Annotated in this window: 8 protein-coding genes; 3 read left to right on the forward strand and 5 right to left on the reverse strand. The window is 57.9% G+C overall.

Going from position 1 to position 12,737, the window contains the following annotated elements:
• Nucleotides 1–49: 49 nt before the first annotated feature.
• The 3 genes from IPM54_17745 (at nucleotide 50) to IPM54_17755 (ending at nucleotide 5,516) form a co-directional block, all read left to right on the forward strand.
• Complete coding sequence (locus tag IPM54_17745; GenBank protein ID MBK9261634.1) at nucleotides 50–2,857, forward strand: CHAT domain-containing protein; 2,808 nt, start codon at nucleotides 50–52, stop codon at nucleotides 2,855–2,857.
• Between the two features lie 27 nt (nucleotides 2,858–2,884).
• Nucleotides 2,885–3,625 carry a hypothetical protein gene (locus IPM54_17750; protein ID MBK9261635.1) on the forward strand — a complete coding sequence of 247 codons (741 nt, stop codon included), beginning with the start codon at nucleotides 2,885–2,887 and terminating at the stop codon, nucleotides 3,623–3,625.
• Nucleotides 3,626–3,851: 226 nt separating this feature from the next.
• Complete coding sequence (locus IPM54_17755; GenBank protein ID MBK9261636.1) at nucleotides 3,852–5,516, forward strand: DUF2169 domain-containing protein; 1,665 nt, start codon at nucleotides 3,852–3,854, stop codon at nucleotides 5,514–5,516.
• Between the two features lie 120 nt (nucleotides 5,517–5,636).
• Here IPM54_17755 and IPM54_17760 read toward each other — a convergent pair whose 3' ends face one another.
• The 5 genes from IPM54_17760 to IPM54_17780 are packed head-to-tail and all read right to left on the reverse strand — an operon-like array spanning nucleotide 5,637 to nucleotide 12,690.
• Nucleotides 5,637–6,683, reverse strand: coding sequence for a DUF4150 domain-containing protein (locus tag IPM54_17760; GenBank protein ID MBK9261637.1), 1,047 nt, complete (start codon nucleotides 6,681–6,683; stop codon nucleotides 5,637–5,639).
• 9 nt (nucleotides 6,684–6,692) lie between these two features.
• On the reverse strand, nucleotides 6,693–7,238 hold the full coding sequence (locus IPM54_17765) for a DUF3540 domain-containing protein (protein ID MBK9261638.1): 546 nt from the start codon (nucleotides 7,236–7,238) through the stop codon (nucleotides 6,693–6,695).
• A 13-nt stretch (nucleotides 7,239–7,251) separates the two neighbouring features.
• A complete protein-coding gene (locus tag IPM54_17770) occupies nucleotides 7,252–8,841 on the reverse strand; it encodes a pentapeptide repeat-containing protein (GenBank protein ID MBK9261639.1) in 1,590 nt (529 codons plus the stop codon).
• Nucleotides 8,838–11,273 (reverse strand): DUF2169 domain-containing protein, encoded by a 2,436-nt coding sequence (locus tag IPM54_17775; protein MBK9261640.1) that lies wholly within the window; start codon nucleotides 11,271–11,273, stop codon nucleotides 8,838–8,840. The genes IPM54_17770 and IPM54_17775 overlap by 4 nt, the downstream gene beginning before the upstream one ends.
• Nucleotides 11,274–11,289: 16 nt before the next feature.
• Nucleotides 11,290–12,690 (reverse strand): hypothetical protein, encoded by a 1,401-nt coding sequence (locus IPM54_17780; protein ID MBK9261641.1) that lies wholly within the window; start codon nucleotides 12,688–12,690, stop codon nucleotides 11,290–11,292.
• Between the last annotated feature and the right edge of the window lie 47 nt (nucleotides 12,691–12,737).

Raw genomic sequence — 12,737 nt, forward strand, 5'->3', positions numbered from 1 at the left:
AGCACTTCCCGGCGAGCCTGTGCTTCGGTAACGTTCCGCGTCGATGCTCATGCGCTCGAAAATGTTTCGCACGATTTTCCTCGCGCTGTCGCTGCTCGTGCCGCCCGTTTCGTCTGCGCACGCCGCGCCGCCGCCGAAAGCTCCGGCAGACGCCAACTGGTACAAAGACGCGCTCGACCTGCACCAACGAGCTTTGCAAGAATTGATGCGCCACGAGGTCGATTCGGCCATCGCGAAACTCGACAAAGCGCTCGCCATCAGTGAAGCCAACAAGAGCAACGAATACGTTCTCTTGACGCTCGGCTACTTGATCAATGCGTATACGATGAAACGCGACACGATCAAGGTGGAAGAGCTTTTTGATCGCAAACTCGAGCTCAGTGAAAGAACGTATGGTCCCAAGAGCACAATGTTTGCCATGGTATTGAATGACTGTGGTGATTTTTATCGTCAGCTCGGTCAATTCGAACGCGCGCAGCCGATGCTCGAACGAGCGCTTGCCATTCATTCCGGCAGCACCGGCTTCGCAGCCATGGGCGAAGTGGCGCCGCTCAACAATCTGTCGAATCTGCACATTGCCCGAGGCGAGCTCGACAAGGCGGCAGAGCTTTTGGAACGCGCCTTGCGAATTCAGGAAGGCTTGCTCGGCAAAGAGCACATGCAAATTGCGCCCACACTTTCGAATTTGGCCGTCGTAGCGCATCATCGGGGGGATCTCGAGCGCGCCGAAGAAATCGATCGGCGTGCGTGCGGCATGATTGAAACCGCCGCCCCCAATAGCTTTTCGTATGCTCAATGCATCGCAAACCTCGGGTACGTGCTCCAATCCAAAGGTGAATTGACCCAAGCCAAGGAGCTCATCGAAAAATCCATCAAGATACAGCGCGGAGCCCTGGGTGAATCCCACCCACGCATCAGTTTGACCAGGACTGCGCTCGGCCACGTTCACCAATCCATGGGCGACATCGCGGCCGCGGTGAATATATATGACGAAGCGATTGCTGCCAATGACCGAGACCTCGATATGGTCATGGTGGCAGGTTCCGAATCGCAGAAGCGCGACTTTTTCTCACGCATTGCAAAACAAACCGAAGGTGTCGTTTCACTTCATTTGACAGTGGCCCCAAAAGATCCAGCCGCGCGTACGCTTGCGCTTCGAACGATACTGCGCCGTAAAGGCAAAGTGCTCGATGCCGTCTCGCAAAACATTTCGTCCTTGCGAAAGCGGATGAGTGACGCGGATGCGGAGCTGCTCGATCAATTGTTGGCCGCACGAGCGGACCTCGCGCGCGCGGTGCTCGGAGGCGTTGGCGCGCCGCCGCCAGGATCGCCCGAGCAAAAGAGGCGCGTGGACGATGCGCGGGCGCGAATCGATGGGCTGGAAAAAGATCTTGCGAAACGAAGCGCAGAATTTCGAGCCCGAGGCGACGCGGTGACGATTGAAAAGGTGCAAGCGAGCTTGTCACAGAGCTCGGCGCTCGTGGAATTCATCCGTTTCAATCCGTACAATCCGAATTGGAAGAAGCGCGACGAAGCGTGGTCTCCTGCGCGGTATGCAGCGTACGTGGTGATGCCCTCGGGTGATCCCGAAGCTTTCGACTTGGGGCCCGCGGACGCAATCGACGCGAAAGTCAAAGAATTTCGGACTGCGTGCGCCGATTCGTCGCGTACGGATGCGCCTCTATTGGCCAAAGCGCTCGATGAGACGTTATTGCGGCCCATCATGAAAACGATCAATGCCTTGCCGCCTCCGCCGAGCGGCAAACCGCGCATGATTTTCTTGTCTCCCGACGCGGGCCTCAATCTCGTTCCATTCGGGGCGCTGGTGGATGAAACGGGACGCCACCGAATCGAAACGTTTGCTTTCGATTACATCACGACGGGCCGAGACCTGCTGCGTTTTTCCGAAGAAGCTCCGGCGCCCAGGCAACGCTCGTTTGTCTTGGCCAATCCTGATTTTGGTCCGCGGCAGCCGAAGGGCAAGGTGCAGACACGATTTGCCGTTTATTTTCCGCCGCTTCCAGGAACCATCGAAGAAGGTCGAGTCATTGCGGCATTGCTCCCAGGATCGACGCTCGTCACCGAAACCAAAGCCATCGAACGTACCATCAAAGATCTGAGCGGTCCCGAAGCGCTGCATATGGCGACGCACGGGTTTTTCTGGGGCGAACCCAAATCCATGGAGGGCAACACACGCGCGTTGGAGCTCGAAATGTCGAATGTCGCGAATACCGGCAGCGGCCCCAAAACGTTGCAGGTTCCCGTGGAAAATCCGCTCCTGCGTTCGGGGCTCGCAATGGCAGGTGCCAATCGTCGCGAAGGAGCGGAAGACGGTCTTTTGACGGCGCTCGAAGCGTCCGGCATGGACCTTTGGGGCACGAAGCTCGTGGTGCTCAGTGCTTGCGAAACGGGTCTTGGCGATGTCGCCGCGGGGGAAGGTGTTTATGGTCTCCGGCGCGCATTGTCGATGGCTGGAGCACAAACGACGCTCATGAGCCTGTGGCAAGTGGATGACCTGGCGACGCGCGATTTGATGATCAAGTATTATCACCAATTGGCTGCCGGCGAAGGACGCGTGGACGCTTTGCGAACATCGCAGCTCGCGCTCTTGCACGGAAAAGGGCGAAAACATCCTTTCTACTGGGCAGCATTCGTGGTATCTGGAGATTTCCGGCCCGTGCCATTTGCCATTGTTCCTCCTGGTGGTATTCCTCCGCCCGTCAACCCCGGCGCAAAAGGATGTGCGTGTCACGTGGCCGACCACGACCAACCGAATCATGTGTGGGCGCTTTTGCTCGCGTTGACTGCGCTTGCACGAAGGCGGCATCATCCGCGTCGTTTCATCAACCATCACTGAACATACGATAGATATCCCGGAGCAACCATGGCCCGCATTCTCCAAGGCCCCGAAGGTTTTTACTACGCGTGGAAGTCCGTGCGTCGCGACATACCCATCGAAAACCTCGCCCGAGTATCTCGTGCTGGCGAGTTGCGTTTCGTCGTCGATTATTACGATGTTTGGCTTTCGTCGAAAGAAAACGAGCACGTTTATTTGGAGCAGCTCGAAAGCTTGCTCGATCTCGATCCCGATGACGATCGCGGTTTTTACGAATCGGACAGCCACGACGTCACGGCGAAGGCGCTCTTCGAAAAGCTCGTCGAAACGGAGATCGAAGAGCACGTTCCTGCCATGGTCGAGCATTTTGGCGAGAAATTGGAATCCATTACGGTTTTCGCCAACGTGCAGTATCGTCTGCTTCAAGACGAATGGGACGACATGCTGGCGTATTTGAATCGCGTGCTTCCGGAAGAGCTACGCTTGACCATGGAAGAGCTACGCACCTTCGATAATGGTTGCTTGGAAGAATTCGACCCGGAGCTGCACGAAGCGCATCGCGATGACGGCACGTTATTTCTGCAATGGTTTTTGGATAACGACCCCGAAGGCCTCGCATATATCGCATTTCGCATCTTCGTTCATGCCATTCAGGACGATTTGGAAGTGTGCGACATCGACGATGAAGCGCGATGGCGTCGTACGATCTATGCAGTGGATGACGAGGAAGACGACGAGGACGATGAAGAGGACGACGAGGACGCCGAAGACGACGAAGGCGACGAGTAAATCCAGATCGCGCAAACACCGCTGGATGACACACATGGGTTTACGTTCGCGTGGGTCGATGAACGTGTGACCGATCATTGAATGCCCGTCCCGCGGATCTCGCGCGGTAAGACGAACAGCGCAAAGCGGCTCCGCTTTCCTCTTGTCAGCGTGTGGCCGACCAAGTACCGTGAACCGAGACGGGCGAAAACTCGCCGCGCACGCACGACCGGAGCCTTGGGACGATATGGCTACTTCTACGAATTGGCCTGTTGCCATTACGACCGTTGGAGCATCCAAGGGCGGCAGCGTCGTGTTTCGACAAGACGGCAAGCTGCACGTCACGTGCGTCCTCAAGAGCACGTTCAAATTGGTTCCCGACGAAGCCATGAAGCTCGTCCACGCGGAAGACTTGTTTTGCGCCGAAATGCATTATCGTGACAACCCATCACGCAGCATTCGAGCAACCAGCGATGCCGTGCCGTACCTTCCGCGGGTCGATGTCGTTCTAACGGGTTTCGCGCGGGCGCCGCAAGGACAAAAAGTCACTTCGCAACGGGTTTCTCTTGGCGTCTATCACAGCATTGCTTTGCTCGAAAAAGTTCTCGAAGTGCACGGTGATTTGAATGGGCCGGAAATCGTGCACTTCGAAAGCATGCCGCTCATTTACGAACGCGCGCTCGGCGGTCTCGGCGATGCGCAAAATCCATACGGTACGGGGAAAGCTCCGGGATCCGCTCCTCCGAATATTCTCTACCCCAATGATCCGAATTCGGTTGCTGGTTTTGGGCCTATTTCTCGAGCGCTTCGCCAACGAAAAACGCTGCTCGGAAACGTTTCACCGTCGGCCCTGAGCGAACCGATCATCGAATTGCCTTCCGATTTCGATTGGTCGTACTTTCAGGCGGCCCCGCCGGACCAGCAACTGGCTTCGCTCGTCGGCAACGAATGGATCGTCATCGAGGGAATGCATCCGGTGCACAGGCGTATTGCGTCACGATTGCCCACCGTGCGCCCCATTGCGACGATTTTTGGAATCGATCCGGCAAAACTCGACGCCACGATATCCGTACAGGCGCGGCTCGATATGTTGCGTATCGACGCCGACAAGCTCACCTGCTCCGTCATTGGACGAGCCGTCGTGCCCATCGAGGACGAGCGTAGCCTCGAAACGATGCGCATCGTTGCAGCCGTCGAAACGGAAGACCATTCTTATGCGCATATGCTGAGTCCGCCCACTGCGGGAGCGGGGCGCGTCAATACGACGGTTCAGGTGTCTCCAAAGGTGGACGCTCAACGCGGTGGGGAAGGAACGCTCGTTTTGGGCGATGCTGCCGGCTCCACGAGCGCACTCCCATTTGCCCAAAAATTCGATATCGAGGACGAGGGGACGATCGATATGGATATCGCCTCGCACCATGAGGGACGCGAAAAACCCGTCATGCCGTTTGCCGCGGATGCATTGAAAACCCCGCTATCGAAGCGAGCTACCCCAATTCCAGGCGCCCCTTGGTCTCCGGTGCCCGTGCGTAAAATGGCGTCGCTGTCGCTTGGCGAATCCACGCTTGCCGATTCCCATGCGCAACCTCGCCCGCCCATCGACGAACCCACGCGCAAATTCGTGAGGCCCAGCGAATTTGCATTGTTCGATCCGCCGCAACCTCCCCCGGCGCCTCCCGCGCCCGTGCCAGCACCGCCTCCCGCTGCTCCGTCCGCCGTGTTTACCACGCCATCGACGCAGGACGTTCCGGCGCCGGCGAAGAGCGATGCTCCGCCAAAAGATTTTTACGCAAAAACGGGTTCCGAATTGCCCCTCGTCACGCCCAAGGCACCTCCGCCGCGAATACCTGCGAAACCTGCCGTCAACAAATCAATCTACGGCGGCTTTGGGCCCCCGAAAAAGAAAACTTGACGGGATTGAGGTCGCAGATGGCACTTTCTCGCGCCAGCGGTGGGTCCCACTGTTCGAGCCCGCGCAGCGGGCGCGTCTGGGGGGACCGCTGGCGCAAGAAAATTGCGACATCCGGCCGGGCTAGCAGGAAGTATCCAACGCCAAACGCGCAGCTTCGATCCATGCGCATTCGTCCGCGCCCACATCGATCTGTTCGTCTGGTTCGACGCGATGTTGCGCAATGGCAGTCTGTTCCGGGGCAAACCATCGCGCGACCGTTGGATAACCAAATGAAGTGGTTTGCCCAGGAACGAGGTGTTGCACCGTCCCTTTGCCATACGTTGCGCGTCCAATGATGCGCGCACGACCGTGCGCCTTCAAGCTCGCGACGAATACCTCCGCCGCCGACGCCGTGCCCTCGTCAATCAAAATGGCAAGCGGCATCGTGTACGCAGCGGGCAATGCCGCGCGCCGAACGAGCTCGTCTCCGTCGGCGTCTTCGATGCGTACGATCTCTGCGCCCTCGTTCAAAAAACGCGCCGCCAATTCCACGACCGCATCGAGGTCTCCGCCAGGACACCCACGCATATCGATTACGAGTCCCCGAGCCCCCGCGCGCTCGAGCTCCATCACGGCCACGTGAAATCGACTCGTGATGTCGCTCGTCACGACCCCGATTCGCACGTAACCTCGCGCATCGTCCAGCATCGACCACGAAATGGCAGCATCCGGAGCGCGCCCGAGCATCTGATCACCGAGATCTGCGGCGACGCTGGGCTTCACGGCATCTGGTACGGAATGAGCGTACGTGTAAAACACATTTACGGCGCTTGGAACCAGCACGGCGCCAACCGCGTTGTTTCCCGTGTTCCCCATCGTCGGACACGTCAAATTGATCGCCGGCAATCGATCCACGAACACAATCGGGTTACCCATGACGTATCGTCCGGGGCCCTTGACTGTCCAATGAGCGACGCCGGGTTCGTCGCCGAACGTCATCGGAATCATCGATCCCAAGTTCAGCGCGTGAACCCCCGACACTCGCACGATGGGCGAAAAAACGGCCGCCTGGGCAGTCAATGCGAAGTTGGGATAAGGGATGGGCACGACCGCCGGTCCTACCGGAGTCAAGCAGACATCCGGAAACCCGATATTCATTCCCACGCCGCGATTCGTTGCAGGCAGCATTGGTAGCTCCTATCCCAGGTGGACTTCCTTGCCGTTGATCGAAACTTTTTCTTCCGTCAAGATCGTCGCGCTCTTCGATTGTGAATGCATCGAGCCTTCCACCACCGTATGTGTTTGTCCTGCCTGTACACTGAGGAGCTCTTGCACGCGTTGTCGCAGCGTTTTGAACGATTGCGCAACCTCCGACGCGATCAAGCGGATCTTCTGTGTCGTTACGGAAAATTCGTGCGCGCGCACGTCGACCCCTTTGTCCGCCGTGATTTTCAGCGAGCCCGCAGCGGACAATTCTGCATCTGCGGGGAACCGCAATATGGTTGGACCTTTGCCATTGATGACGCCAATGATCCAATGACCGTCCGCATTGCCAATGACCAGCACTTCGTCACCGATGCACGGTTCATACGCGTATGCCAGCGCCAAACGCGCCTTGACGCGATCGCCCCGCGAAAGCTCCACGTCCGCCTCGGTCGCGCGAGCGTGCACGACATTTGCCGGGCCCAAGTACATGGCCGCTTCCAGTGTTTCGTCGACTCGTAATCGCGCCACGTTCGTCATTGGTCCTCCTTGGTCAAACCCGCTCGCGTGCCGGCGGCCTGTAACTTTCGGCTTCGAGCCTGTCGACATCGGTTCTTCGCACGCCTAGCACGCTTGCCCCGGCGAAAATCGCTCCGCTATCGCGCACGGCATGCAGATTTGCCCGCGTCATGTCGGCATTGGAAAAGTCGGCATCGCGCAGGTCGGCATGCGAAAAATCGGCCCATTCGAGACGCGCTCCGGAGAAGATCGCTCCCTTGGCCGCAGCGCTCATCCATATCGATTCGCGCAAATTCGCCTGTCCAAAACGAGCAAACGTTGCTTCCGCACCGGTAAATGTGGAATGGCGCAACTGCGCCCCGGTGAAGCGAGCCCCATTCAGCACGGCGCCGCCAAAAAACGCGCCCTTCGCCTGAAGGCCGGAAAGATCCGCCGCTTCGAGCCGCGTGCGAGAAAAACACGCCTGCGATGCAGTGGCATTCGTGAGTTTCGCGCCGGACAAGTCCGCATCCGTGAAATCGGCATGCGTGAAATCGCATCCCGTCAAATTCATTCCGCGAAGGTTTGCCTTTACAAACAAGCACCGCTGCAGCGACAACCCCGCGAGCCGCAATGCATTGAGCTCCACACCGCTGAAGTCCACCGTCTTGAATGTCGTCCGATCGATGATTGCTCGGTCGATGGATGATTGCGCGACATTCGCGGCCCACAAGAATGCGTGCGACAGAATGGCGCCGTCGAGGTTCGTTTCGCTGAGGTTCGTCATGACGAGCCGCGCTGCTTCGAGTCGTGCGCCCGACAAGTCCGCGCCCTTCAGCATCGTCATTTCGAGGTCCTGGCCTGAAAGGTCCACCTTTTCGAGTTTCGCTTCAACGAATACCGTGCGCTTCAGATTCGCTTTCGTCAAATTGGCTTCCGTGAGGTCGCATCGCGTCAGGTCGGCCATTTCGAGGTTCGCGCCCGCCAAATTCGCCCCGCGTAGACAAATCCCACGCAATGATGTAAAAAAGAGGTCCTTGTTCGATAAGTCCGCTCGTTCGGCCTCGCCACGAACTTCGTCGAGCACCACGCCTTCGCCGCGATCACGATCGAGTTTGCTCAGGATGGCGCGATCGAATTGGCATTTGGAAAGATGCTGCGGCAACGTCGCTCCGCGCAGATCCGTTTCGTGAAAAATCACGATGTCGAACGTCGCGGCTCCAAAGTCCGCTCGAACCGCCACGGCATTCGTAAAGACAGTGCCCTCGAGATGCGCTCCCGCTGCACGCGCGTCCGTCAAATTGGCTCCGGCAAAGAGCGTGCGCACGAAATGCGCGTCTCCGAGCTCGGCGCGTTCGAGCAAGGCGCCTTCGCATACCGCTTCCGTCAAATCCGCGCCGCGTAGTGTAGCTCCGCGCAGGCTTGCTCGGACGAGCGACGCACCACGAAGATTGGCGCCAGAAAGATCCGCGCCGTCGAGGTTTGCCCTGACAAGCTTGGCGTTTGCGAGGTTTGCGCCCCGCAAGCTAGCATTGGCGAGGTTTGCTCCAAAAAGGTTTTCCCCCGACAGATCGATACCATCGAGCGAAGCGCCCTCGAACGATTCTCCCGCCCGAAGGCGTGCTGCAAGCTCCTGAGGTGTCATGTCTCGAGCTCCAGGGTCGAACGCTTCAGGTTGGCGTCGAGGAAATTGGCGTCCTGCCCGCGGGCCGCCGTGAAGTTGGCTTCGTAAAGGTTTGCCTTAACGAACTTGGCGCGCGACATCATGGCGTGCGAGAAGTCGGCCTGAAAGAGGTTCGCTTTGGTGGCATCTGCGCTTTCGATGGTGGCCTTGTAAAACCGTGCCTGAGGCAAGTTTGCGCAGACGAACGACGTAAATGAGCCGGATATGCGCGTGAAGTGTGCACCGGGAAGCTCCGCATGCGACATGTCGGCATCGTCCAAATTCGCTCCCTCGAAAATGCTTTTGTTCCCGCGGGCGTCGGCAAACGAAGCGCGAGTCAACTTTGCTCCATTGAAACTTGCACCGCTGATTTCTGCACCGACAAACCTTGTCTTGAAGCCCCGACACCGGGCCAAAAGAGCATTCGTAAGGGTCGCATACTCGAATGAAGCTTCCTCGATGTTGGCCTCCGTGAAGTCAGCATGTTCGAAGGACGATCGATTGGCTCGCGCATGTTCGAGGTTCGCTCGAACGAATACCGCATAGGCGCCACTTGCATGCGTGAGGGTCGCTCCTTCGAGGATTGCATCTTCGAGGAACGCGGTTTCGAGCATGGCGTGGGAAAAATCGGCATTGCGAGCGCGCACGCGGGCGAGGTTGGCTCGACGCAAATCGGCGGATACGAGTCGTGCGCCATCCAGATTCGTTTTGAATAGCACTGCGTCTCGAAGGTTTGCCCCCGAAAGGTCCGCACCCGATAAATCGGCTCGCGTGAGAATCGCACCTTCGAAGTTTGCCCCGCGCAAATCGAGCCCCCGCAAATCATGCCCCGTGAAATCTTGCTCCGACAAATCGGCCCCTGGACCAGGCGTGTTTTGCGACAACGGGCCCGTCGGTGCGCGATAAGCAGGGTCGAGTTTTTGCCAACGGGGATCATGCGGCAATGCCTCGAGCTCGGCGATTTTCTTTTCGAGTTTCTCGCGTTCGTTCGCGGGAAGATCTTGCTTTGCCGTCGCTTCCTTGATGCGCGCCACTTCTTCGAGCATGCCGCGCATGGTTTTCCGCAATCCAAGCGGCGGAAATACGCCCGGTTTGCGCACGATCATGGGCGGAGGTGCATCATCCATCGACTGCGCAGCTTTGGCGAGATCAGCGTCGATGTCTTTGTTGTTTTCGTTGGCTTTGGCACGAGCGTTGGCGATGTTTTTTCCAATCTCGTCGACAATGCTTGCGCCGAACTTGCCGAGCTTTTGATCGACGCGCGCCGAGATTGGATCGAGGTCTGCACGTAATGGCACTGCTTCGCCTCGTTTTTCCGCTTCTGCGCGAGCGATGACGTCGGCAAAGTCGGCTGGCATTGCGGCAGAGAGACCAACGGGATCCTGTTCGAATGCGAGCAAAATGTCGCGGTAATGTGTTTCGGGTTTGGGTTTGTCTCCAAGAACTTCGGACACGACGAGCAGCGTGCGCACGTCTTCCAAATCGTGCTCGCGAACTTCCGTCACGCCGCGAAACGACAATTCGAGCACATTGCGATCCATGTCGGCAACGAGCGTATCGAGCGACATCGGGATTTCGCGAAAACGCTTTTGGTCGTCGTTCGCAAATGCGCGTACGCGTATCCCGGGCAGGCGCGTGCGGAGCGTGGGCGCCGATGCGTGCAGGTTTTGAAAGGAAATTTCTTCATCACCGCGCAAGTACCCGGTGATTTGTTGATCGCGGGGAGCCGCGCTAAAGAACGACCAATCGAAATCTTCGGCGTAAAAGGGCGCTCGCTTGTCCTTCCAGGATTTTCCGTACGCTTTGCCCACTTTGCCGGCGCGAGCAGCCCAAGAAGCGGCGATTGGCCCGAATCCAGCAGGCGTCATGCGGTCGGAGCGGCTTTTGATGCTTTCGTGAGGATATTCGATGTTCGGTAGATCGTCGCCAAAACCTTTGCCCGCTGGATTGTCGGGAAATTCAGGCCCGCCGAAGGCATTGTTCCAGGTGAGTGGCACGCTTTTGAAACCGAGCGGCGCGGAAGCGACGGCTCCAATATGGCTGTCCGACCAGGCTCGTCGACCGACCACGCGGAGCGTTTTCGACCACGTGCCGACCGCAAATCGCACGAGGCATTCCGTGAGCGGAATACCTCCGGCTGCGTGGCAATGACCCTTCAAGAAAACTTCGGCGTTGAGCTTGAAATCGGCAAAGTCGCTCGGAAAGAGCGCTCCGCCCTTTTGTTCGTCGTCGCCTTCGGCAAACGTTTCACTGGACAAAAATCGTTGGTCTACGGGTTTGTCGATGAGCGTGAGATTGCCCGACGGATCGATGGCATACGACGCTCGAACGACGAGCATCATTTCGGGTTGTGGCGGACGCCGCGACGTGAGCTTCGTACCGACGAGAAAGGGTGTGAGGTTTTTCGTGAGCATGCGTGGTCCCGAAAAATCACATTCCGAGGTGAACGGCGAGCGCCTGGAACGCCATCGACAAGGCCGTATGGTTTTCCTGGATATTCATTTCGATGCGGTCGAGCGCCATTTCGATCCGTTTGAGTGCGCGCCGTTGTTCAGCGAGCTTGGTCTCGTCGTCGTCTGGAAAAGAAAATTCTTTGAACGGCCCAAATTGGAATTCGGCTCCCGCGCCGATGGTCAAGCCAACCTTCGTGCCGAGCGTGAATTCGCCCGTAAAAGGGACGATGCTGACGCTGCCTTTGAGGCCGACGATTTCCGTTTCGAGCTGAGCGCCGGCGATCGTCAAGCTTCCGAGCGCGCCGGCAATGGTGGTTTCCATGGCCGCGCCGACGATGGTCATGTCATTCGAATTGCCGACATCCGATTTCGTATTGGTCGCAACAGCATACGTTTCCTCGAACATTGCAGGAACGCGGCGTGTCGCGCTTCCGGTCTTGGAGGTCATGGTCCCGTCGCAATACGTCGTCTCCGTAATGCTCACCGAGACGTCCGTGAGCGAGCTTGTCACGACAGCGTGGGTTTCTTCGGTGATCGTCGGAATACGCCAAGCGGAGCTGCCCGTATACCCTTCGATCTTGCGCGCCCAAGTCTTTTCGAGGATTTCCGGGTTGTTGAATGGTTTTTGGAGAGCTTCGTTCCACTCCTGTGGACTTTCCGAACCGACGAAGCAGTGCTTCAAATTGCCATACCAGTGCTCGAAAAAGTCACCGGCGTAATCGCTCGTTTGAATGAAATTGTTGGTTGTGTTTTCGAGGTGCCAGGTGCCGGGTTTGCCGAACATGCCTGGACGAAACTCGACGCGCACGCTCGCTCCGGGCATGGAATTGGGGCCGAGATCTTGTATATGGCCGCCGGAGATGTCGAATCCGCCACCCATGGCGGGGTCGTCTTGCCTGTGCATGACGACCATTTTGTAGTTGCCGCGAATGACTTCGACCTTGTCGCCGTACGTCGTTGAAACGCGATTGCCATCGGAATGATCCCACCAGCCACCGCGATTGAGCAGCGCGCCGCTTTGTTCGAGGCGGCTCGGGACGGGAATCGTGCCGTCGTCTGGGTGCCATTTACGCTGGTCGGCAAGAAAAACCCCTTTGCCCTCGACGCCCGTTTCCGAAGTATCGATTTCCGCACCGTAGGGTTCCGTCAAGTGCCCGCCTTGCACCGTGCTGACGACCTGCGCATGTTTGGCCAGTTCGTACGCGCGCTGGACCGCACCTCCGGCGTTGGCTGCATTTTCGTGAAATGCGCCCATGCGCAAGAATGACGTCATGGGTTGACTTCGACGATCAGCCGAAGGATCGCCAACGGGGTCGTTTGCGAAATCCGGCACGGAAATCAAAAAGTATTTACCTGCTGCCGTGAGTTCGTCTGCCATGATTCCCTCTCCTCGATCGATTGTACCCGTCCGTCATCCTGCAAGCG

It is taken from the genome of Polyangiaceae bacterium (genome assembly GCA_016715885.1).
In the GTDB taxonomy this organism is placed as follows: Bacteria; Myxococcota_A; Polyangia; order Polyangiales; family Polyangiaceae; genus Polyangium.

Excerpts from the sequence above, each read along its gene's own strand:
- IPM54_17745 (MBK9261634.1), top strand. The coding sequence starts at position 50 with ATGCGCTCGAAAATGTTTCGCACGATTTTCCTCGCGCTGTCGCTGCTC.
- IPM54_17750 (MBK9261635.1), top strand. The coding sequence starts at position 2,885 with ATGGCCCGCATTCTCCAAGGCCCCGAAGGTTTTTACTACGCGTGGAAG.
- IPM54_17755 (MBK9261636.1), top strand. The coding sequence starts at position 3,852 with ATGGCTACTTCTACGAATTGGCCTGTTGCCATTACGACCGTTGGAGCA.
- IPM54_17760 (MBK9261637.1), bottom strand. The coding sequence starts at position 6,683 with ATGCTGCCTGCAACGAATCGCGGCGTGGGAATGAATATCGGGTTTCCG.
- IPM54_17765 (MBK9261638.1), bottom strand. The coding sequence starts at position 7,238 with ATGACGAACGTGGCGCGATTACGAGTCGACGAAACACTGGAAGCGGCC.
- IPM54_17770 (MBK9261639.1), bottom strand. The coding sequence starts at position 8,841 with ATGACACCTCAGGAGCTTGCAGCACGCCTTCGGGCGGGAGAATCGTTC.
- IPM54_17775 (MBK9261640.1), bottom strand. The coding sequence starts at position 11,273 with ATGCTCACGAAAAACCTCACACCCTTTCTCGTCGGTACGAAGCTCACG.
- IPM54_17780 (MBK9261641.1), bottom strand. The coding sequence starts at position 12,690 with ATGGCAGACGAACTCACGGCAGCAGGTAAATACTTTTTGATTTCCGTG.